Annotated in this window: 18 protein-coding genes; 7 read left to right on the top strand and 11 right to left on the bottom strand. The window is 53.5% G+C overall.

What is annotated here, in order from left to right:
• Positions 1-103: 103 nt before the first annotated feature.
• Complete coding sequence (locus tag RI501_RS01995) at positions 104-385, bottom strand: hypothetical protein (RefSeq protein ID WP_313820110.1); 282 nt, start codon at positions 383-385, stop codon at positions 104-106.
• A gap of 229 nt (positions 386-614) precedes the next feature.
• Here RI501_RS01995 and map point away from each other — a divergent pair, with 229 nt between their 5' ends.
• Positions 615-1409 carry a type I methionyl aminopeptidase gene (map, locus tag RI501_RS01990; protein WP_087741316.1) on the top strand — a complete coding sequence of 265 codons (795 nt, stop codon included), beginning with the start codon at positions 615-617 and terminating at the stop codon, positions 1407-1409.
• A gap of 68 nt (positions 1410-1477) precedes the next feature.
• On the opposite strand, the gene RI501_RS01985 is transcribed toward map, so the two are convergent.
• The 4 genes from RI501_RS01985 to RI501_RS01970 all read right to left on the bottom strand — a co-directional run bounded on the left by RI501_RS01985 (position 1478) and on the right by RI501_RS01970 (position 6511).
• The gene (locus RI501_RS01985; protein ID WP_313820109.1) at positions 1478-2455 is read right to left on the bottom strand and encodes an aldo/keto reductase; all 978 of its coding nucleotides are present in this window, start codon (positions 2453-2455) and stop codon (positions 1478-1480) included.
• A 107-nt stretch (positions 2456-2562) separates the two neighbouring features.
• Complete coding sequence (locus tag RI501_RS01980) at positions 2563-5136, bottom strand: FtsX-like permease family protein (RefSeq protein ID WP_313820108.1); 2574 nt, start codon at positions 5134-5136, stop codon at positions 2563-2565.
• Positions 5137-5146: 10 nt separating this feature from the next.
• Positions 5147-5848 (bottom strand): ABC transporter ATP-binding protein, encoded by a 702-nt coding sequence (locus tag RI501_RS01975; protein ID WP_057734503.1) that lies wholly within the window; start codon positions 5846-5848, stop codon positions 5147-5149.
• Between the two features lie 105 nt (positions 5849-5953).
• Positions 5954-6511 (bottom strand): TetR/AcrR family transcriptional regulator, encoded by a 558-nt coding sequence (locus RI501_RS01970; protein WP_313820107.1) that lies wholly within the window; start codon positions 6509-6511, stop codon positions 5954-5956.
• Positions 6512-6648: 137 nt separating this feature from the next.
• Between RI501_RS01970 and RI501_RS01965 the strand changes: the two genes are divergently transcribed.
• Positions 6649-7680 (top strand): SDR family oxidoreductase, encoded by a 1032-nt coding sequence (locus RI501_RS01965; protein WP_313823112.1) that lies wholly within the window; start codon positions 6649-6651, stop codon positions 7678-7680.
• Positions 7681-7852: 172 nt separating this feature from the next.
• Positions 7853-8953 (top strand): family 20 glycosylhydrolase, encoded by a 1101-nt coding sequence (locus RI501_RS01960; protein ID WP_313820106.1) that lies wholly within the window; start codon positions 7853-7855, stop codon positions 8951-8953.
• A 95-nt stretch (positions 8954-9048) separates the two neighbouring features.
• Here RI501_RS01960 and RI501_RS01955 read toward each other — a convergent pair whose 3' ends face one another.
• Complete coding sequence (locus tag RI501_RS01955; protein WP_313820105.1) at positions 9049-9801, bottom strand: hypothetical protein; 753 nt, start codon at positions 9799-9801, stop codon at positions 9049-9051.
• A gap of 587 nt (positions 9802-10388) precedes the next feature.
• Between RI501_RS01955 and RI501_RS01950 the strand changes: the two genes are divergently transcribed.
• Positions 10389-11318: an IS30-like element ISLpl1 family transposase gene (locus RI501_RS01950; protein WP_313819825.1), complete on the top strand. Its 930-nt coding sequence runs from the start codon at positions 10389-10391 to the stop codon at positions 11316-11318.
• A gap of 501 nt (positions 11319-11819) precedes the next feature.
• On the top strand, positions 11820-12821 hold the full coding sequence (locus RI501_RS01945) for a choloylglycine hydrolase family protein (protein ID WP_313820104.1): 1002 nt from the start codon (positions 11820-11822) through the stop codon (positions 12819-12821).
• Between the two features lie 68 nt (positions 12822-12889).
• Here RI501_RS01945 and RI501_RS01940 read toward each other — a convergent pair whose 3' ends face one another.
• The 4 genes from RI501_RS01940 to RI501_RS01925 all read right to left on the bottom strand — a co-directional run bounded on the left by RI501_RS01940 (position 12890) and on the right by RI501_RS01925 (position 19743).
• Entirely contained in the window at positions 12890-15562 is a 2673-nt protein-coding gene (locus RI501_RS01940; RefSeq protein ID WP_313820103.1) for a MucBP domain-containing protein, read from the bottom strand.
• 552 nt (positions 15563-16114) lie between these two features.
• Positions 16115-17608: an MFS transporter gene (locus RI501_RS01935; protein ID WP_313820102.1), complete on the bottom strand. Its 1494-nt coding sequence runs from the start codon at positions 17606-17608 to the stop codon at positions 16115-16117.
• Positions 17609-17803: 195 nt separating this feature from the next.
• On the bottom strand, positions 17804-18247 hold the full coding sequence (locus RI501_RS01930; RefSeq protein ID WP_313820101.1) for a hypothetical protein: 444 nt from the start codon (positions 18245-18247) through the stop codon (positions 17804-17806).
• Positions 18244-19743 (bottom strand): Y-family DNA polymerase, encoded by a 1500-nt coding sequence (locus RI501_RS01925; protein ID WP_313820100.1) that lies wholly within the window; start codon positions 19741-19743, stop codon positions 18244-18246. The genes RI501_RS01930 and RI501_RS01925 overlap by 4 nt, the downstream gene beginning before the upstream one ends.
• A 182-nt stretch (positions 19744-19925) precedes the next feature.
• Here RI501_RS01925 and RI501_RS01920 point away from each other — a divergent pair, with 182 nt between their 5' ends.
• Complete coding sequence (locus RI501_RS01920; protein ID WP_313820099.1) at positions 19926-20603, top strand: type 1 glutamine amidotransferase domain-containing protein; 678 nt, start codon at positions 19926-19928, stop codon at positions 20601-20603.
• Positions 20604-20705: 102 nt separating this feature from the next.
• Complete coding sequence (locus RI501_RS01915) at positions 20706-21500, top strand: SDR family NAD(P)-dependent oxidoreductase (protein ID WP_313820098.1); 795 nt, start codon at positions 20706-20708, stop codon at positions 21498-21500.
• A 38-nt stretch (positions 21501-21538) separates the two neighbouring features.
• On the opposite strand, the gene RI501_RS01910 is transcribed toward RI501_RS01915, so the two are convergent.
• Positions 21539-22231, bottom strand: a complete 693-nt coding sequence (locus RI501_RS01910) for a TVP38/TMEM64 family protein (protein ID WP_313820097.1) — start codon at positions 22229-22231, stop codon at positions 21539-21541.
• Between the last annotated feature and the right edge of the window lie 221 nt (positions 22232-22452).

Genomic DNA, 22452 nt, shown 5'->3' with positions numbered 1-22452 from the left:
CTGGCGTTAGTTGCATTTGCAAGTTACCAATCCGTTCAGCACCGTTCCACCGTTAATCTATCTTGATAACAAAAAAGCCGTTCCTCTCAAGAACGACCGGTCGTTAATCCTTTAATTTCTGAAAATAGTGCGGGTCCAAGCGATTCAAGTTCTTTTGGACATTATCGGGACCAATCTTGGTCAAAACCCGGTAGACCGTCCCGCTGGAAACCACTAAATCTCCCCGGTGATACGTCTTATCGGGTGAGTAGTTACTAATATTAGGGTTGGTCTGCGCCGTTAAGCTCGAGGATGACGAGGACCCCGTCGATTTACCTTGAACCATAAACACCAGGACGCCCAACATCACCGTTAAGACTAACGCATACTCTATGATTCTTTTCATTCAGATTTTTCTCCTAAATTGCAAACGCGACATTATGGGTCAGTTGCCTAAGTTTATCCCCTTCAACTAGGGTCGACAACGTCCACTTTTGCCAAAGTGGACAGCTCACCCCCCGAAACACTTGCTGCTTTCCTCACACGCCGCCGTTTTTGTCCGGCCATTATCTGGATATCGGGCCCCAAGTAGTGTACATTTGAACTCGTAGAGAATATTTTAGGGAGGTTTTCCATTGATTACCATTAAGTCACCACGTGAAATTGAAAAAATGAACGAAGCGGGGACCCTGCTAGCCAACATCCACATCGGCCTGCGCGATTTGATCAAACCGGGCATCGACAGCTGGGAAATTGAAAAGTTTACCACGCAATACTGTGCCGACCACGGCGCCATCCCGTCCGAAAAAGACGTCGACGGTTACCACTACGCCACCTGCATCAGCATCAACGATGAAGTTGCCCACATGGCCCCACAAAAGGGCCGCCTGTTAAAGAACGGCGATTTGGTCAAAGTCGACATGACCGTTTCCTTAGACGGCTACCAAGCCGACTCCTGCTGGGCTTACGCGGTCGGTGACGTGAGCGACGACGTCAAACACATCATGGACGTCACCAAGAAGGCCCTGTACCTGGGCATCGACCAATCCGTCATCGGTAACCGCATCGGGGACATCGGCGCGGCCATCCAGGACTACGTCGAAACCCAGAACCACATGGGCGACGTCCGCGACCTGATTGGCCACGGCATCGGTACCGAAATGCACGAAGAACCCGACGTTCCCGCCTACGGGGAAGCCGGCCACGGCATTCGGTTACGCGAAGGCATGGTCATCACCATCGAACCCATGGTCAACCTGGGCACCTTCGAACTGACCGACAAGCTCGACAAGGACAACTGGGAATACTACGTGTCCGCCGACGGTTCCCTGTCGTGCCAATACGAACACACCCTGGCCATCACCAAGGACGGTCCCAAGATTTTGACGTCCCAAGATCCCGAATTCGATGCCAAGTACCTGTTGAAATAAGTTATTTAACTGCAAAAAAATCGGCGCTGCTCGCTAGAAGAGCAACGCCGGTTTTGTCGTCCCGTCGGTTACCAGAGGTAGTCCACGGGGTTCTTAATGTATTGGTCGTAAACGTCACGCACGATGGCCATCTGCGCCTCGCTCAGTGCCGGTAACTCGGCCGCACTGGTGTTGCGTTCGATCTGCGTCGGGTTGCTGGCACCCGGAATCACCGCGGAAACGGCATCGTACATCAAGATGTACCGTAGCGCCGTGGCCGCCAAGTTATCCGTGCCCAACCGTTCCTTGAGTTCGGCCGCCGCCTTGACTCCGGTCAGGTAATCCACGCCGGAGAAGGTTTCCCCTTTGTCGAAGTGTTGGCCGTCCCGGTTGTTGTTCCGGTGGTCGGCCGTGGAGAACTTGGTGTCGGCGGTAAACTTCCCGGTCAACAGACCACTGGCCAACGGCACACGGGCTAAGACACCAATGTTATTTTGCTTCGCTAAATCGAAGAACAGGTTGGCCGGCCGCAACCGGAACATGTTAAAGATGATTTCTACCGCGGAAATGTCGTAGTCCATGGCTTTGATGGCCTGTTCGACCTTTTCAACGCTGACCCCGTAGTTACGGATCTTACCGGCCTTTTTCAGTTTATCCAACTCGAAGAAGGTTTCCGGCGTGTAGTAGATGTCGGTCGGTGGGCAGTGTAACAGGACCATGTCCAGCGCATCGACGCCCATGTTTTGCAGCGACTCGTCCACGTAGCGGTCCACGTGAGCCGGGTTAAAGTGTTCCAAGGATAGTGGTTCTTCCTTGCGGCCCAGCTTGGTGGTGAAGTGGACGTCGGGGTGCGTCTTGATGAACGTCCCCACGGCTTTTTCACTCAACCCACCCTGATAGCCATCAGCGGTGTCAAAGAAGTTCACGCCGCGGTCGTAGGCTTCGGCTAGGGTATCCAAGGCATCCTTTTCGCTAAATTCGGCGCCCCATTTGCCCCCGAGTTGCCAGGTGCCTAACGACACTTCGCTAATATTGAAGCCGGTCTTCCCAAATTGTCGGTATTCCATGTATTTTCTTCCCTTCATGCTTAAAGTTAATTGTTCTATTTATTTAAACCGTCATCTAATTGATTGACCCTAGTGTACAAGTTAGAGCCGCCTCTAAGTCAAGCGATTTAATCGACTGATTTTAACGCGTCTAACATGTTGACCTGCTTCAGCTTGACGTGCATGATGCCCATCACGAGCAGGCTAAAGACCAGGGTCAACGCCGCCGCGTACAGATAGCTGACCGGATGAATCCCCGGCGAGAACATTAACGCGTTGGTTTCCGCCGTTTGGAGAATGTAGGCGTGGAGCCCATCCCCCAGCAGGCAGCCCACCAGAATCCCCAGCACCGTTAGAATCAGGTTTTCTCTGAAGATGTAGAGGGTGACTTCGTTGTCGTAAAAGCCCAGCACCTTGATGGTCGACAACTCGCGAATCCGCTCGGATACGTTGATGTTGGTCAGGTTGTAGAGCACCACCAGCGCCAAGGCGCCCGCCGAGATCACGAAGATCAGGACCACGAGATTCATACTGTCGAACATCTTGAAATTGGTCTGGCGTTCGGTCTGCATCAACGTCACGTTGACTATGCCCGCCTGTTTCAACAGTCGGTTGGCGTAGGCGTTGCCGGCCGCTTCACCAGAATGGTTGAGTTGCACGAAATTACTATTATAGGTCGGTGCGGTATGAAACACCTGGCGGTAGTAACGCGGACTCAGGTACACGAAGTGGTTGATATAGTTTTCGGCGATGGCGGCGACCTTCACGTGCCGGGTGGTCTGCCCCGCCGCCTTCAAGGCCAGGGTGTCGCCCACCTTCACGTGGGTCAGCTTGGCCAACTTCTCGTCGATGATGGCGCCGTGATCGGTCAAGCGGTAGTTGCGCTGCGTTTGCCGGTCGCGTAAGGTCACGAACCGGTTCAGCTGGCGTGGCGTCTGCGGGACCCCCAGGGTGACGGTTTGTTCCGCTACCCCGGCCTGCTTGACCGTCACCTGACTGGATTTCAGCGTCAGGCTGCGCCGGTAGTTGGCCGGTTGACGCAGGGCTTGTCGCTGACCAGCCGTTTCCGCCCCGCTCCGGGTCACGATGGCGTCGTAGTGCCACAGGTCGTTGAACTGCTTGGTGCTGATGTCGCCGATGGAGTCCTTCAGGCCAAAACCGGTGATCATCATGGCCATGCAGCCAGCGATACCCAGCACCGTCATGAACAGGCGTTGCTTGTAGCGTAAGAGGTTGCGTAGCGTGATCTTGTGGTTAAAACTCAACCGCCGCCATAGACCGGTCCAGCGTTCCAGCCAGAGGGTCTTGCCGGCCTTGGGCGCCTTGGGCTGGAGAAGTTGCGTCGGCAGGCTGCGCAGGTCGACGCGCAGGACCACCCACGCGCTACCCAACGTGCAGGCCAGCGCAATTGCCAGGGCGACCCCAATGTCGCCCCAGAGGTACTGGACCTGAATCGCGGGCAGATTGTACATACTGCCGTACGCCTGGGCGATGAACCGGGGGAAGAAGTTGACGCCAAACAGCACGCCCAAACCGGTTCCCAACAATGCGGCCAAACCACCGTACAGCATGAACTCGCTGCCGACCGCGGCGTTGCCGTACCCCAGGGCCTTGAGCGTTCCCATTTGTAGGCGCAGTTCCTCGACCATCCGGGTCATGGTGGTCAGACAGATCAACGCGGCAATCGCGATGAAGAATAGCGGGAACACGGTCGCTAAGGCCACCACCCGTTGCGTGTTTTCGTGATATTCGGTGTATCCCGGATTATCGGTCCGGTCCGTGTACAGGTAGGTCGGCCGCGGAATCGCGGTGACCTGCGCCTGAGCGGCCCGGAGCTTGGCCGTTAGTTTGGTGAGAACCGGGCTGGTCGCCGGCAGTTGTTGGCTCAACGCGGCCACCTGCCGTTTCAGCGGCGCTAATTTCGCGGTGGCCTGCGTTTGTAGCTGGCCCTGGCGTTGGCGGGCTTGCGGGGCCAACCAGGTCTTTAGCCGCTGCGTGTTGGCCCGGTTAAGCTTTTTATAGCGCGCCGAATACGGCGTGACGTGGCGCAGGTTCTGGAAGTTGACGTCCAAGCGGGTAATCACCCGCGACTTCAACGTGCCCGGCCGCACGTAGGCCAGGTAATCCAGGGTCCCCTTGCCCACCGTGGTGACGCCCCGGTCCACGTTTTCCACGTAGCGCGGCGAATTGACGAACCCCACGATGGTAAACGTCCGCCGGGTCAACTGGCGGTTCTGAGCGGCCGTGCTGGCGATACGGTAAGTTCCGCCCACCTTAAGTTGCGGCTGCAGGCGCCGGGCCTGGGCGTCCAACACGATTTCGTTGGCCCGCCGTGGCAGGCGCCCGCTAGTCACCGTCAAGCGGTCGAGTTTCTGGGTGGTCGGTAACTCGGTCACCCGCACCACCCGGTTATTGTTCAGTTGGGTGAGATCCAGGTACCGTACGGCCTGCGCGGTCACCCCGGCGTGTTGGTTCACGGCTTTTAGGTCGGCGGTGGTCAGGCCCAGGGTCGATTGCACGCTGTTGGTCGCCAGGCGCTGAGTCCGGTAGTAGCGGGTGGCGGCTTGGGACATGTCCGGTCCAGTCGCCCGGATACCGGTGTAGAAGGCCACGCCCAGAAAAATAATAATCAGAATCGAGCAGAAACGGGCCTTCGAGCGCCAAATTTCCCGCAAAATGGTTTTAAAATAGGCTGGTGTCATTCTCCATCACCTACCATTCAATCTCGGCCAGCGGCGTCGGGTGCGCGTTGGGCGTGATCGACTGAATCTGCGCGTCGTTGATTCGAATCACCAGGTCACCCATCTGCGCGATGGCGCTGTTGTGGGTCACGATGATCACCGTGGTCGCGGTCTGTTTAGCGGCGTCTTGGATCACCTGCAAGACCTGCTTACCGGTCTGGTAATCTAGCGCCCCCGTGGGTTCGTCGCACAGCAAGAGTTTCGGGTTCTTGGCGACGGCGCGGGCGATGGCCACGCGTTGTTGCTCCCCACCAGACAACTGGGCGGGAAAGTTTTGCGCGCGGTCCTGGAGCCCCACCAACGCCAGCGTGTCGTCGACGTCTCTGGCGTCCTGGGTGATCTGGGAGGCCAGTTCGACGTTCTCGCGGGCGGTCAGGTTGGGAATTAGATTATAGAATTGAAACACGAACCCGACGGCTTGGCGCCGGTAGGTCGTGAGTTGTTTTGGGGAAAACTGGGCGATGTCCACCCCGTCGATCAAGACGCGACCGCTGGTGGGTGAGTCCATCCCCCCAAGAATGTTGAGTAGCGTGGATTTCCCGGCGCCGCTGGGTCCCAGAATGGTCACCACGGCGCCCTGGTCCACGGTAAACGAGATGTCGCGGTTGGCCACCGTGGTCTGGTCGCCGCTGCGAAACTCGCGGGTCGCGTGTTGGACTTCGATATAGGCCATGTGCCTACCTCCTTTTGTGTATCCGGTTACATAGATTCATTTTAGCACGTTCCCCCGTAAACCTGCCGGCCGATATCATTGCCGACCAGTAACCGGGGACCGCTCCTAGGCCCGTAGACTCGCCATAGTCTGCGTCTGAAACCCCGCAATCAACCCGTGGATCGTGGTTAACGACTCGCGTTGACCGGTCAACAGCCACTTGCGCCAAATCGCGTAGACCCCGGCACTCATGAACTTAGTCCAGTAGCGCCGCTGCACCGGCGTTAGGAGCGTCTCCGCCAAAGTGGTCTGGTAAAAAGCCTCCATATTCTGGTTAAACACCTGCCGAATGATCTCCTCAAATCCCCGTTGGGTGGCCAGCTGCAGGGTCGGCGCCAACTCCTGGAAAAATTGGCCCATCGCCGCTAGTTTTTCGGCTTGTGGAACGCCGTTGACCACGTCGTTGAAGCGCGCGGTCAGTTTGGGCCGAAAGTACGCCGCTAAGAGATCGTCGAGCGTTTCAAAGTTGCGGTAAAAGGCCATTCGACTGACCCCCGCGCGTTTGACCACCTGGGTGACGCTGATGGTGTTCAAGTCGTGCGTTTCCAATAACTGCAAAAGCGCCGTGGTCAGGTACGTTTGCGAGTCCTGTTTCAGTTGTTGAGCATGTTGGGTCGCTGCCATAACAATTCCTCCGTTCTGTCACAGATGCCCGGTAGTCGCTTGTTTTCGGGCTAAGTCCATTGTATAGTCTGGTCACAGATGTTACAAGTGTCACGCAAAACTAAATTCGATTTAACTGAAAATTGGAGGAATTTTTCATACAAAAACAACTCGTGAGCGTTACCGGCGGCAGCGGCTTCATCGCCATTCACATCATCTTACAACTCCTGCAACAAGGTTACGCGGTCCGGGCCACGGTCCGGAACCTGGCCAAACGTGCCGTTATCGAAGACATGCTGACCAACGGCGGCATCACCGACTTCAGCAACCTCGACGTCGTTGCCGCCGACCTGGGTAGTGACGCGAACTGGGACCAGGTCATGGCCGGTGCCACCTACGCGATTCACGTGGCCTCGCCCACCCCAAAGCTGAATTTCAAGCATGAAGACGAGATGATTCGCCCGGCCGTCGACGGCGTCCGCCGCGTACTTCGGGCCGCCCGCGACGCCGGGGTCAAGCGCGTGGTGCTGACCTCGGCCTACGGTGCCATTTTCGCCGGCCACCCGCACCGGACCACCCCCTATACCGAAGAAGACTGGTCCGACCTGTCCGCCAAGAACATTCACCCCTACCAAAAATCCAAGACGTTAGCCGAACGAGCCGCTTGGCAATTCATCCGCGAAGAAGGCCAGGGCCTCGAACTCGCCGCCGTGAACCCGGTCGGCGTGATGGGTCCCGTCTTATCGGCCAAGTACTCGCATTCCAACGTGCAAATTCAACAGCTCCTCGAAGGTCAGGTTAAGGCCGTCCCGCACGTCGATTCCGGTTACGTGGACGTGCGCGACGTCGCCAGCCTGCACCTGCTGGCCATGACTAGTCCCCAGGCCAACGGGCAACGTTTCCTGGCCACGACCGGCGAGACCTTATCGATGCTCGACGTCGCCAATCTTTTACGGGACGCCTTCCCGCAATACGCGGCCAACTTACCGACCAAGACCATCCCCAACTTAGCCGTCAAAGCTGCGGCCGTTGCCAACCCGCAACTGCGGATGATTGCGTCCATCGTGGGTCAGTACGCCGGCACCAGCAACCACAAGGCCCAGACGCTGCTCAACTGGCACCCCCGCTCCGCCAAGACCGCCATCCTCGCCACGGCCCAGTCCATGATCGACCTGGGCATCGTCAAATAATTTCATTAAAACCGGCCCGTCAGATGACACCTGATGGGCCGGTTTTGGCGCTAGGCCACTGATGTTTCTAATCCCACAACCGGCCACTTTTGCGTCCCGTGAGCTAATGCGTGGTCAAACCACCTGGAAACTCGTATATTAATGGTAAACACTATGAAACGAGGGGATTGGAATGCGTCATTGGCACATTTGGCTGGGGCTCATCACCCTAGCCCTCACGCTTAGTCTGGGTGTTCCGACCGCTCAGGCCGCCACTAAGTCCAAGGGGTTGATCCTGGACAACGCGCGGCAGTACTATTCCGTGACCACCATCAAGAAATTTATTCGCGAGATTCACGCGGGCGGCGGCACCTTTTTACAGCTCCACCTGACCGACGACAGCCGCTACGGCGTGGAAAGCGCTAAGCTCGGCCAGACCGTCAAGGCCGCGAAAAAGAAGGGCGACGTCTACTACAACCGGAAAACCAAGCTAGCCTTCTTGAGCAAGAAACAGTTGCGGGCCTTAGTGGTCTACGGGCACCAACGCCACGTCGAAGTGATCCCGGAGATTGATACGCCCGGGCACACGACCGCGCTGATCAAGCTCCTCAAAACGTCGAGCAAGGCGAACCGCAAGCTGGCGCAGCAAATCGCCCACGGCAACGAACTGAACCTCCACGTCAGTCAAACCCAGCGCTTCGTCAAATCACTATTGGGTGAATACACCGGCCTCCTCTACCGGGGCCAACACCTGGCCATCGGTGGCGACGAGTACAGCAGTACCACCAAGGCCACCCAGCCCACGGCGGTCAGCTATACCAACGGGTTAAACCGCTACCTCAACCGCAAGGGGCTCAAGACCAGTATGTGGAACGACGGGTTGATGCGCGCTGATTTACCCAAGCTCGACCACAATATTCTGGTCACCTACTGGAGCTACGACGGGGAAACCAACGACGCCAAGCTGATCCAAACCCACCGGCAGATTCGGGCGACGTTGCCCCAGCTCAACGCGGCCGGGTTTCAAACCATCAACGCCAACCTTTGGTACCTCTACGTCATCACCCGGCCCAAGACCTTCGTCCCCGCCAACGTGACCTATTGGCAACAAGATCTGACCCGTAACTGGACGGTCCAGGTCTGGGACAAGACCAGCCATCAGAATTTAGCCACCAGCACTAAGAACATCGGCTCAGCCATTTCTATCTGGGGCGACGGAAAGAAGACCTATTCACAAACCCAGGTCTACCAGAAGACACGGCCCTTCTTGACCACGTACTTTCAGTTGAAGTAAGGCCCACCTTATTAAAAATGACGTACTTTAGGCTAATGACTCAGCCTAAAGTACGTCATTAAGTGTTGATTAAATTGTTGACCTCTGTGTATCTATTATTCGGTATCGATATCTGTGTAGGAACGAATATAAGAAGATTTGACCCAACCAGCGTAGTGATATTGGTCGGTTGAGACGATGTAATCAAAGACGTCACCCTCGCGAGTTCGTTTAGCGGCCTTGACAATCTTAAACTTTGCGGCGTGTGGTAATGAAGTTGCGACGGTTTCTTTCATTTGGCCTAATTTCTTAGTGGGATATTGGGTGTAAGGGACAACATTCCATAATATGCCTGGAACGGCAATCCCAACAGATTCATTTGCATGATTATAGCTCGTAACGGTAGAAGTAGTTTTGGCAGTTCTGAGACCACCAGCAAATTTATTGATCTTTTTACCACCGTATACGTAGCCCCGATATTTTTTATTCATGGAAACCACGCGATAGTAAACCGAACCGGTATTAGTCACTTTATAACCGTAAGCTCGGAAATAGTAGGTTGATCCCTTATAGGCTGGGTTTTTAGTGGTATCAGCATAAGTTTGGGCGTCTTTAGTTGTATAGGTGCCAAACTTTTTCATTAGGGATTTGGAAGCAACTAACTTAGCACCTTTGATCGTACCTGGCTTAGTATATAAAGCGTATTTTCCAGTTGTGGCGACATTGCGTTTTGAAGCGGCTGTTTTAAGCGTGGTATAACCAGTCTTTATGGTGGCGGCATGTACTTTTTGCTGAGATTCTAATGTCATACCTAAAGTACCCAGTATGAGCATCGACGATAGTAGTAAGTGCTTGGTAACTGGTTTCATTGGGCAAACCTCCTTTGATGGTGTTAAGTATAACGCCAATCATATGTAAATTACATTACAAAAACAATAATTTTATACCTTAAAATATTCTTAAACGTTAAATATATCAATTGATACATTTAGTTGATGTTAAGCTTCCTGTTTTATGGTTATCTTGTTTTCTAAAGTTCTATTTAAAACCAACTGGAGGCGGTTTAAATGGATAAACTGGATGAACGTTTTGATTTGGGACAGATATCGTCTATCCATTTAAAAGTTTCTGGAACGCACCACAATACACCCAATACAAAGCAAAACTCATTGCACAGGCCTATGACTACCCAACTGACAAATTAACGGTTGTGAAATCAGTCATCCGAACTAGAGAACATGATAGTTTTCTGTACGTTAACAATCAGACACATCCCAAATTAAGTGGTTGGACAAGACTCGTAGCGGGTTATCCAAACGAGAATTGGGTCTAGTCTATTTCAGAAATCATAGCTTAAGGTAGATTGTAAAATTAATCCGAACGCTGTTCGGACAAAAAAGATCAGCTTCCTTTAAAATGGTGTTTACCACAAACCCATCTTTTAGGAGCTGATCTTTTGTCTAGTATAACCTATTCCGAACGAATTAAAATCGAAACCTTTTGTGAACTAGGGCTGTCCAATATCCAAATGGGCGTTCGGCTGAACCGATCACCGTCAACAATTTCTTATGAATTATCTCGATGTCAACCTTATCAGGCTGAATTAGCACAAACAGATGCCGAATACAAGCGATCACGATGTGGTCGGAAAACTAAGCTGAGCGATGAGTTAAAGCAAAAAATTCTCAACCATTTACGTCTAAGCTGGTCACCAGGAATGATTGCTCACGAATTTAAACTAGCTACTAAATCTATTTATAATTGGCTAAATCAGGGGAGAATTGATTTCTCCTTGAATGATCTACCTGAACATGGCGTACGCCAACGGCGTAACGTTGACCAACGATCCAAATATAATCAATCTTTGGGGCGATCAATTGAACAGCGTCCCATGATGATTAATCAACGTAATCGCATCGGCGATTTTGAACTAGATACAGTCGTTGGTCCTCGTGGGCATAGTAAGGCAGTTTTATTAACTTTAATCGATCGAAAATCACGGTTCCTTTGGGCATACCGGTTAAAAGATCGAACGACAGCGAGTGTTAATGAAGCACTGACTAAGTTCCTAACAACTTTTAATGGACCGGTGCACAGTTTTACTGTGGACCGTGGTACTGAGTTTAGTGGGCTAGTATCATTTGAATCACAATATGGTATTAAGACCTATTACTGTCATGCTTATACGCCAGCTGAACGTGGTAGTAATGAACGCTTTAATCGGAATTTACGTTATTTTTATCCTAAGGGGACTCGTTTTGAGCACATTAGTGCTCAAGATTTAACGACGACGTTACTCCAAATTAACCAGCGACCGCTTAAAATACTCGACTGGCAAACACCGTATCAGGTTATGCTGACCAATTTGTCCAAAAATTCGGATTAAATTTGCAATCTACCTTAATACAAGCATCTAAAATGAACCACAAAGCTCCCAACAACGATTGGACAGATACGTCTAACGATTGTCGGGAGCTTCATTAGTTTTACATGTAGTTGACTAGAGAGCTGTCTTAGGCGCTGTATAGCTGACATGACTTACCGCTTGTGCGTCAACGTTCTCGCTAAATTGGGAGTTATTGATTTTCAGCTATACTCACCAACAATTGCCGCTTCACTTCTGACACGGCAACGTCTTCTTAATCATCAGCGCCCGTCAGAGGTGACTTCAGTAGTCCGGCCACCTTGGCGTTGTGCTGGTGACTTAACCAATCCCCCTCCGGAACCGCCCCCCGGTCGCATAACCTTTCGGCCCCACAACAGCGACTAACCCCACCAGTTCAAATAATCGACTTACTATTGACGCAATTAATTAGCCAATCAATCATCATTTTGCCGGTCAGGCCTTAGAATGGGGGCAACTACTAAAAGAAATGAGATGGTTTTGATGTGTACCAGTTTAACCTATGAAAACAGTCGCGGGGATCATTTCTTGGCCCGGACCATGGACTTTGATATCGATTTTGGGGCTCGAATTATGGTAATGCCCCGCAATCGTACCGTTGCTGGCGATGCCGGGGAATACACCACCCAGTACGGGTTCGTCGGGGCCGGTCGCTTACTCGACCACGAGATGTACACCGACGGGGTCAACGAATGTGGGGTCGGGGTCGCCACGTTATATTTCCCAGGAAATGTCTACTATTTCGACGACACTCCGGCCGATAAGTTGGGGATTGCCCCCCAAGACTTCGTGGCCTGGGCGCTGGGTAACGCCGCCAGCGTGGACGACTTAGCCGAAAAGGTTGAACAGGTTGCTTTGATTAACAAGGCCGCCGACTTCATCGGGGCGGTTCCACCCCTGCACTTCATCATCAGTGACACCACCGGCAAGACCATGTTGCTGGAACCACAGGGCGGGGAACTACATTTAATTGACGATCCCGTCGGCGTGATGACCAACTCGCCCGACCTGGCCTGGCAACTCCAAAACCTCAGCACCTATGGCACCCTGACCAACCAGGAACGGCCGTTAACGCCGCTGATGGGCCACACGCTCGCCACCCAAGGGCCCGGCACCGGTGCCCTGGGGTTACCCGGTGATTTCACGTCACCATCGCGGTTCGTCCGAACTACCTTCCTCAAGAATTATGCCGCGCACACCAGCACCGTGCGCGAGTCATTGAACCTTCTGCAGCACATCTTAAATTCGGTCACGATTCCCAAGGGCGTCAAGCTCAAGGACAATGGTGACAGTGATTACACCGAATACCGGGGCTACATGAGTCTCGACGAACGGGCCTATTACATGGAGCCCTACGATAATCTCGTTCTCCAACGGGTCGCGTTAACCGACGACTTGCTGGAAAATTTAACCGAACCACAAGAATACCCCATCAGCCATCAGGTCCACGTACAGGAACTGACGCCCGATGCCGTTTCCGATTAGGTTCAACTCAGTCAAAGACGCCCAACGGGAAATTTCCGTTGGGCGTCTTTTAGGCGATTAAACAGCCGTTATTCAGATTTCTTCTTCCGCCAACCGGCTAAGCCTAACAGGCTCAACAGTAGGCCCAGGCCCCCAACGAACCAGCTGTGTTGCGATTGTTCGTTAGTTTGTGGTAACTGTGTCGTCGTGGTTGGCGTCCCCGCAGCCGTAGCAGGCGTTGTGGCGGCCACCGTTCTTGACACTGATTGGCCAGACTTAGTCCCTAACGCGGTGGGCCGGCTGGTAGTCGAGATCGCCGCAGCGCCCCCCGTCACTACCTGGTCCGGCTTGGTTGCCGTAGGTTTAGTGGGCTTAGTTGGCTTGGTTGGCTTGGTTGGCTTGGTTGGTGTCGTCGGCTTGTCGGGATCGACGGTATCCCCGCCACCACCTTGGGTCGTCTTCACGTACACGTAGGTCACGTCAACGTTCCCCGCGGTGTAGGTCCCGGTAGCGTTGTCTGGCGTCGTGGTTAACTGGTAGCCATTAATCGTAGCTGGCGTCGTGGCGTAAGCATCTCCCGCGGTTCCCGTCATGGTCGTTGGCGCTTGGATGACGTTCCCCTGGTCATCGACGTAGTGGACCGTCACCGTCCCGGTCGTCACGGGTGGGACAACGGGCGTCGTGGCGTCCTTGCGGTACACGTAGGTCACGTCGACGTTAGCCGCGCCGTAAGTCCCGGTAGCGTTGTCTGGCGTCGTGGTTAACGTGTAACCGTTAATCGTGGCCGCCGTGGTGGTGTAAGTGTCTCCCTGATTTCCAGTTAAGATGTCCGGATCCTGGAGAACGTTTCCTTGATCGTCGACGTAGTGGACCGTCACGCTACCTTGGTCGCGGGTATAAACGTAGGTCACGTTGATGGCGTCCTTGCCATAAACCCCGGTGGCGTTCGCCGGTGTGGTCTTCAACGTGTAATACTGAATGACTTCCGGTGTGGTCGTGTATTCTGCGCCCTGGTCCCCTGTCAGTGTGACGGGGTCGTGAATAGTCTTACCCTGTTCATCCACGTAATTGACCGTCACCGTTCCTTGGTCCTTTGCATAAATATAAGTAACGGTCTGCGGCGAAGTGGTAAATGTCCCCGTAGCTGCACCTTGAACTTCCTTTAAATGGTAACCATCAAAGGTCTTCTCGACGGTTGTATACTTGTCATTGACAAATCCTGTTAACTTCAGATCGCCAGTAAGTTCAGTTCCATCTTGCGTCTGATACTTAACCGTCACAGGTTGTGCTAAATCACCCAGCTGATATCGCTGAACAATTGAAAAAACGGCCGTTCCGTTAGCATCCACCGCTGAACCGGTTAAATAAAACATTTCCGGTAATTGGTCAACCTGAACCCACTCCTGGCCTGGAAAGTAATCAATCCCCGGGGTTATCTGATTACGAATGTTCGTATATAGCAAACCGCCTTGACCATCCGCTGTCACATTATTTGCATCCGAAGCCGAATAGTACAGCCTGTACGTTAACGGCGACGCTTTCACCGGATAACCAACTCCCTGAGCTGGGATTAACGTCGCTTTCGAGCCGTCCGGAAGGTAAAACTCCGGCGTAAAGTGATAAGTACGGGCGTTTTGATCAATCTTTACAATATCATCAAGCATAATAAATTGATTGTTATATTGAAAATCACCGTAATGATTTCCCTTCAGACTAGAAAAATCCGAAATACTGTTAAATTGGAGTTGTAATAAATCTAGATTATTGAGGCCAGCAATGGGGGTAACGTCTTGGATGCGATTACTAAATAGGCTTAATTTCTTTAACTTAGTTAATTTCTTCAAGGGAGAAATATCAGTAATATTGCCATAATAGGCCGTATCTAGATTAGAAACTAAATATAAGCTCGTTAAGTTGGTTGCATATTGGAGACCCTCCAACGAATATTGAGAACCATCTTCATTGTACGTATTACTATCAGATAGTGATGTTAAAAATAACATATCATTTTGAGTAATATCTGAGGGACTCGCCCATGTCTTACCGTCCGGTTTTAACCGGTTTAATTGTGCGAAAACTAGGTTTTGTAGCTTCTTATTGGGCATCCACTGATCAATTGTCTGGTCGGCATCGCTCAATGCCGTTGTTTCGGCGACCGGGGCCACCACATGGCGTAACTTAACGTTAGTCGTCATTGGTTGAACCTCGGCCAGCTTCTTAGTCGAACGCAGGGCCGGGGTGACACCTTCCGGCTGGGCATCCACCTTAGCCGCGGCCTGCTTAACCGTTGGCTTGGCCGTCGTTGCCGCCTGAGGCGTTGAGGTCTTAGATGCCGGGGCCTGCGCCCCCGCTGATTCGGTGGCTGGAGTGGTCGGCTCAGACGTCGAGGCCGATTGTGTCTTGGCTGGATCCGTGGTCGTAGTATCCGTCGTTGCCGGATCAGTTTCCGGTAAAGCGGTCTCATTCTTGGTCGTTTCAGTGGAACTCGTGGCGGTCTGCGCCGGGTCCGTTTCTTGAGCGTCGTTTTCCGCTGTCGACGCCGTTGCTGCCGAGGTGGTCTTCGTCGAAGTCAAGGCGACCTCTTTAGGCTGCTGGGCCGCGGCCCCCGTGGTTTCGGTTTCCGCAGTTGCCTTGGCTGGGGTGGCGTCCGCATGGGCCACTTGCCCGCCTAAAGTCATCATCGCCAGCGTCATTGCCGCTGCGCTAGTTAACACCCAACGATTTTGTCGGGTTTTTCCGGTCAACAATTTTTTCGTATTCAAAACAGTCTCCCCCTTAAGTTTTGCAGCATATGGGCTTGAAATTATCCATTTTAATCCGAATATAAATGCTGTAATCGTTTCATTGAGGCCAGTATAACATCATTTGTGGGGATTAACTACAGTCTGAAACTTTTGAGGGCGTTTTTATTTTATTTAATTTAATCAAAATCGTTTGAAAGCATTGATATCACTGGATTAGCGTAAAAGTTATTCACTAACGACGTTCTTTTAAATCCGTTGCCACACATTCAACTATTTGTGATATTATTTAACACCGATAATCATCTCTGCCGACTCATAATGTCCCTTCAGAATCATCATAAATCCAAACCATCGCTCATGGTTCATGGTATTCATGGTTAACCATCGACGAGCCGGTAACTCCTGCAATCTACGACAGTCACGACCTAGGGCCCCACCGGGACATCTCTAGCCGCAATATTTCCCGGGACATTTTTCTCCCCCTTGCGGTCGGTAAACTGCGCGTGGTCGTTTGATTTGTTCCCGTGAACCTAAAAAATGGTCACCCAGCGCGACTGGGTGACCATTCGATTAAGCGGTATGCCGTTGTCGTTTCAGGACTAAGGCGTGGCGATGTTGACGGAATAACAGCCAACCGATCAGTACGACAATCACCAAGACCAGCCCCAACGCCAAGACCATAATGTTGTGCATCCCCTGATACAGGATGGTGCGCATGGCCGGTAATAGTTTGGCTGGGAGCCCACTGGCCGTTTGCGAATTGGTCAATTTATTGAGCATCCCCATGGTGATCCGCCCGTGATTAGCTTGCACACCCGCGGCCAAGGCCTTACTCAAGACAACCCCGTAAATCGAGGACATGAAGGTCTGACTGAGAATCCGGACCAGGTAGGCAAACGACGTGGCAATTGGTACATCGTTTACGGCCACATCACTTTGGACGGCAACCTGCAGAGTCGTGAAGCAGACCCCGATACCGAAGCCGTTGAAGGCTCCCATCACCAACAAGAAGGTGTAGCTGGCCGTCTGCGCCACCCAGCTCATGCCCACGAAGGTCACCAGAAACGTGAGGGTCCCCATCGCGAGGACCCCGTACCGGCCAATTCTGGGTTGAACGGCCGGCGCCAGTTCGGAACCAATGAAGTTAGCGATGGATCCGGGAATCTGCGTCATACCCCCGATTAATGCGCTAAGGCCCATAATTCCCTGCGCCCACATCGGCACGTAGATGTTAAAGGCTACAAATGCGCCCCAGAGAACGGCGAAGATAATTAAATCGATGACTAGCTTAGAATTGCGAAACAACCGGTTGGGGACGATGGGGTCCGTGACCTGGTTCTCTACCCGGTGCATCCAGCCCAGGAGTCCTAGACCCACGATGACCAGACCAATGGTCCAGCCCAACGGTTGAGTGCCCAGTAACTGAATCCCCGTCAGGATGGCGACTAAGCCTAAGACCATTAGGACCGATCCCTGATAGTCTACCGGCTGTTGGTTCCGTTCACGTGTCGATTTGAAGAAGACCGCCACGATCCCCACGGACACTAACGCCAATGGTAGGTTGACGTAAAAGACCCAGTGCCAGCTGAAGGTGTCGACGATCCAACCCCCGAAGAGCGGACCGATGATCGACGCAGTACTGAAACTGGCCGAGGTGATCCCAATCACCTGGGCCCGCCGTTTCAAGTTTTCGAACAATTGGGCGTAGATGATGAAGGGAATGGTACTCATTCCCCCAGCGCCTAACCCCATTATTCCCCGGGCAATAATGAACCAGGTAATATTCCCGGCTAGTCCTTGAAACAACGCCCCCACGGCAAATACCGTGGTCGCCGTGATGTACGCACATTTATTGCCCTTCCGCTCACCGAACTTACTCCATAGCGGTGTGGCCACGGCCATCCCTAACAGGAAAATGGCCACGATCCACCCCATGTACTGAATCCCGTGTAGGTCACTGACGATGGCCGGCAGGGCCGTGTTGATGATGGTGCCGTCTAGCCCCGCCATGGCGTTCGATAGCAGTAAGGCAAACGTGATAATAATTTTCCGATTTCGACTCACTAATCTTCTTCCCCTCAATGAACTAATTTAAGAATAAGTGCAAAAGAATACAACACTTAAAATGTTAGGCCGGCAAGCAATTGCTTGTCAATAACTTCTCCTGAGCGTAAGGGGTTTCATTGGTAAATAAACTTATTCCGGGACAGTTTCCCCGTAAATTCGGCACTTAAAAACCCACTTGCGTTCAAGTGGGCCTCAGTGATTATTTTTCAACAACTGAATTGCCTGGAGATTCTCCACCAAGATCACCTGGCCGTCTAACAGCGTTAACCGCGTCTCGTCGGCCGCCCTGAGTCGTACCTGAATCGTCTGACATTCCCCGGTCTCCGGTTCAAAATAGGTTAATTCGACCCGGGGCTTGGTGGCGATGACCTGCCGGACAGCTTGTAGATTTCGCCGACACTTCGCCATCGCCTCGAACGGTAAATCCGAGCGCTGGCGCAAAGCCTGGGCGCTGTCGGCTAGTAAGTCGTCATACCCCGTGAGCGCCGCGAACGGGGCAAACTGGGCCGCTCGGTCGCCTCGCGGCATGGCCGGGTGACGGGACGACACGTGGTGCGGTAAATCCATGATGTCGGCGTAGGCGCTGGTGTCGTTAAAGAGTTGTTCGGCAATCCGCCGTTTAAGTTCCCGACTCATGCACGGTGGCCCCCAATCTCGTGATTGCATTTCTTAAACGTGGCGCCGTCCAGCAGGTCGGTCGCGCGCATGATGGCGTCCCGGCCGAAGCGATCCTGCACCTGCAAGATCGATTCCTGCACCTTACGTTCGTTGCGTCGCGCCCGCCGTTCCTGGGGCGTGGGGCCCGTGACCTGACCGAACAGATCCAACTGCTGGCTGTACTCGGTGGCCTGCGCCTGCTTCTCGGCAATCACGTGGTTGACGCTGACCGTGACCTTACGGATCAGGTAGTGCGGGTTAACCTTACGCCGATAGATGGCCGACACCGCGCGTTTTAAATCCGTGGTTAGCGACGTGGGTACTTGGAAGTCGTAGCTGCCGTGGGCCGGCTTGGGCGTTGGCCGCCCGTAGTAATCGTGGGTGGTCGATGCGGTCGGTTGCCCGGACAAGCTCTTCCTATCGTAAGCAATGTGCAACACCACCTGATCACACACTAATCGTTGGCGAACCAGGTCCAGGGCCAACCCGTCAATCATTTCGCGGGCAACCAACTCGCCGTGCGCAAAGTCGTAGGGCGAGGGTAGGACCTGGCCCGACCCGAGACTATGTGCGGCCGGACGGTAGCTTTTAATGTAGCGCAGGGTCGCGGATTCGTAACCCCAGGCATGGTCGATGATCAGCTCGGCCACCACCCCAAATTCGCGGTACAACGTTTCTTCATTACGAAAATCCGTGGGCTGCCCCAGCGAACAGCGGGCGATATCACCCATGGTGTGTAACCCTAGCTTCTCCAGCCGCTTGGCGTACCCCCGCCCGATACGCCAAAAATCGGTCAAGGGTTGATGGGCCCAGAGATACTTGCGGTAACTATGTTCGTTTAGTTTGGCGATGCGCACCCCGTCTTGGTCGGCGGGAATCTTCTTGGCCACGATGTCCATGGCCACCTTGGCCAGATATAAATTGGTGCCGATGCCCGCCGTGGCGGTGATTCCGGTCTGGCGCTGAACGTCTTGGATGATTTGCTTAGCCAACCCGTGCGCCGAGATCTGGTACAGCTTCAGGTAGTCGGTCACGTCCATCAAGACCTCGTCGATCGAATAGACGTGAATCTGCTCGGCCGCCACGTACTTTAAGTAGATCTGATAGATTTGGTTGCTGACCTGCAGGTAGTACGCCATCCGCGGCTGGGCCACCCGGTAGGTCAGCTTCAACCTGGGGTTGCGTAACAGGTCATCCTTGTGATCCGACTGACCGTGCAGCCGCTGATGGACGGCTAAATAGCGCTCGCGATTCAGGTCGGCCACCCGCTGCTCCACCTCAAATAACCGGGGCCGCCCGGATACCCCAAAACTCTTGAGGGCCGGCGACACCGCGAGACAAATGGTCTTGTTGGTTCGGCTGGGGTCCGCGACCACCAGGTTCACGTTCAACGGATCCCAACCGCGCGCCGCACATTCCGCCGACGCGTAAAACGATTTCAAATCAATGGCTAGATACACCCGCTTTTGCGCCACGAAATCCCCCTCCTTCACTCATTCGTGACCTTATTATACCGAGTTTTGATTAGGGGAACAAGTGTTCAATCGCAAAATTAAAGTGATGCAACTTTTACGGGACTGTTGAGTCGTCCGCACGGGCCTGAACCGTTGTGTGTGGTAAGTTTAAGACAACTAGGTTTACGTGAGGAGGACTTTTCATGACTAAAGTTTTAATCGTTTTAACCAATACCACCCGCTACCACGGGACCACCGACGCAACGGGGCTGTGGCTGGGCGAAGCCACCGAATTTGCCGAAGAAATGCACCAAGCCGATATTGCCGTCGACTACATGAGTCCCCTGGGCGGATTCGTACCGCTTGATCCGCGCGGCATGAAGTACGCCGACGAAGCCATCCTGTCCTGGTACGAGACCGAGGACTTCCAGAAACGCGCGCTGTGTAACTCCTTAACGCCCAGCGCCATTCATCCGCAAGACTACGCCGCCATCTACTTTGCCGGCGGCCACGGCGTGATGTGGGATTTCCCCGAAAATGCCGATCTGCAGAAGATTACCTTAGCCATCGCCGAAAACGGCGGTTGGTTAACGTCCGTGTGTCACGGCATTGCCGGCCTGCTCAACGTCAAAGACGCCGCCGGTCACTACCTGGTTGCCGGTAAGAAGATCACCGGTTTCACCACCGCCGAAGAGGTCCTGGCCGGTAAGAAGAAGGTCGTCCCGTTTCTAAACGAGACCCTGGCCCGCCAACACGGGGCCGATTTCCAGAAGAAACACGCCTACAGTGAATTTGCCGTGGAGGATGGCCACCTGATTACGGGTCAAAACCCCTTCTCCGCACGGGCCGTGGCCAAGAAGCTAATCAACGAACTGATCTAAACTTACTAATTGGTGCCTATCCCACTTGAAAGTGCCGACTAGCTTTTGCGCCCGTTTCCGGGTAAGCTAGACCCATCAATTACTTATGGGAGGGATTCACCAATGGATTTACATTTAACGGCAAAAACCGCACTGATTACGGGCTCAACTAAGGGCATTGGCAAGGCCATCGCCACCGAACTGGCTCGCGAAGGCGTCAACGTCATCGTCAACGGTCGTCAACAGACCAGCGTCGATCAGGTCGTCGCCGAACTCGCGACCGCCTTTCCGGCCACCCAGCCCCAAGGCGTCGTGGCCGACATCGCCCAGCCCGCCGAACAACAAAAGCTGTTCGCACAGGTGCCGACGGTGGACATCCTGGTCAACAACATGGGGATCTTCAAACCTATGGATTACTGGGATATCGACGACGCTACCTGGAAAAAATTCTTCGACGTCAACGTGCTGGCCGGTAACGCCCTGGCAAAATTCTACCTCCCACACATGCTTGAACAGGACTTTGGCCGCGTCATCTTCATCGCCAGCGAAGAAGCCGTGATGCCGTCCGGTGAAATGCCACAATACAGCATGACCAAGACCATGAACCTGTCGTTAGCCAAGAGTCTCTCGAAGCTCACGGTGGCCACCCACGTGACGGTTAACACCATCATGCCGGGCTCCACGCTAACCGAAGGCGTCCAACAGATGCTCACCGACATGTACGCCGACAGTGGCTTACCACAAGACCAATGGGAAGCCGACTTCATGAAGCATCACCGTTCCCGTTCTCAGATTCAACGGCTGATTCGGCCGGAAGAAATCGGGCGTTTCACCGCCTTCGTGGCCAGCCCCGACGCCTCGTCATTCTCCGGCGAAGCCTTACGCTTAGACGGTGGCTTGGTCCCAACAATTATGTAAACGACTTAAAAAATTGAGCACCGCCACCATGGCGATGCTCAATTTTCATTGGTCACTTGGTTATCAGCCTTCCGGCGTTGATCACGGCGAATGACTTCATATAGTCCAATCATTAACAGGGTCAGGCCAATCGCCACCACGGCGGTCTTGGTATTCCCGAAGAGTAAGGCGTTGCCACCAAAGGCGTAGAGGTACGAAACCGGCAACGACCCGATGAAGATGCATAACGCCTTATTGGCCAACGAAAAGTTCAATTCCAAGGCGGCGTAATTAACCAACAACGTCGGTAACATTGGCACCGCGTACCCGATGCTCAGCCCCAGACGCGGATGGCGCATGGCGTTTAAGCGGTTGGTGATGAACCGAAACCGACTGGGCCGGACCCGGTGGGGAAACTTCCCCAGAATGTAGATGGCCAACAAATTGCCCAGTATGATGCCCACCACGTTGATGCCAAACCCCAGCCACTGACCGAAGCAGACGCCCACTAGCACCGCGACGGCGGCAATCGGCATCCCCGGAATCGCTGAGCCAATCGCAATCACGGCCATGAATAACGGCACGTTATGTTTCCCCTGGTGGCGCAACAAATCAATCAATCGTTGGCGGTCGAAGGCTTGCACGATAAACGTTTCAATCACGTGGCGATAGTTGAGCCATAGAAGGGCCAGCAGCCCCACTAGGCCCACCATCCCCAGCGTGATCAAGAGAAATTTTAACCACGATTTCACCGGCGACACCGTCCCTTCTACGTTACTAAGCTCAACTTACCACAGTTGGGACAGAAAGTAATCCGTTAACCCTTCGGCTCGGCCGGGGAACTTTAGGTTGACTTCCCGGAGTCACCGTGCGATACTAGCTCCTGGTGCCAAACCACGGTGAGGGTACGCGATCGGCGCGCAAGCGTTCCGAAGGTCGCCGCACCTCACCACTGAGTCCTCCGTTTACGCGG

Source organism: Levilactobacillus zymae (genome assembly GCF_032190635.1).
Lineage (GTDB): Bacteria > Bacillota > Bacilli > Lactobacillales > Lactobacillaceae > Levilactobacillus > Levilactobacillus zymae_A.
The sequence above is the reverse complement of the archived record's forward strand: the minus strand, read 5'-3'. Positions and strand labels throughout refer to the sequence as shown.

Excerpts from the sequence above, each read along its gene's own strand:
- RI501_RS01995 (WP_313820110.1), bottom strand. The coding sequence starts at position 385 with ATGAAAAGAATCATAGAGTATGCGTTAGTCTTAACGGTGATGTTGGGC.
- RI501_RS01985 (WP_313820109.1), bottom strand. The coding sequence starts at position 2,455 with ATGGAATACCGACAATTTGGGAAGACCGGCTTCAATATTAGCGAAGTG.
- RI501_RS01980 (WP_313820108.1), bottom strand. The coding sequence starts at position 5,136 with ATGACACCAGCCTATTTTAAAACCATTTTGCGGGAAATTTGGCGCTCG.
- RI501_RS01975 (WP_057734503.1), bottom strand. The coding sequence starts at position 5,848 with ATGGCCTATATCGAAGTCCAACACGCGACCCGCGAGTTTCGCAGCGGC.
- RI501_RS01970 (WP_313820107.1), bottom strand. The coding sequence starts at position 6,511 with ATGGCAGCGACCCAACATGCTCAACAACTGAAACAGGACTCGCAAACG.
- RI501_RS01960 (WP_313820106.1), top strand. The coding sequence starts at position 7,853 with ATGCGTCATTGGCACATTTGGCTGGGGCTCATCACCCTAGCCCTCACG.
- RI501_RS01955 (WP_313820105.1), bottom strand. The coding sequence starts at position 9,801 with ATGAAACCAGTTACCAAGCACTTACTACTATCGTCGATGCTCATACTG.
- RI501_RS01945 (WP_313820104.1), top strand. The coding sequence starts at position 11,820 with ATGTGTACCAGTTTAACCTATGAAAACAGTCGCGGGGATCATTTCTTG.
- RI501_RS01930 (WP_313820101.1), bottom strand. The coding sequence starts at position 18,247 with ATGAGTCGGGAACTTAAACGGCGGATTGCCGAACAACTCTTTAACGAC.
- RI501_RS01920 (WP_313820099.1), top strand. The coding sequence starts at position 19,926 with ATGACTAAAGTTTTAATCGTTTTAACCAATACCACCCGCTACCACGGG.
- RI501_RS01915 (WP_313820098.1), top strand. The coding sequence starts at position 20,706 with ATGGATTTACATTTAACGGCAAAAACCGCACTGATTACGGGCTCAACT.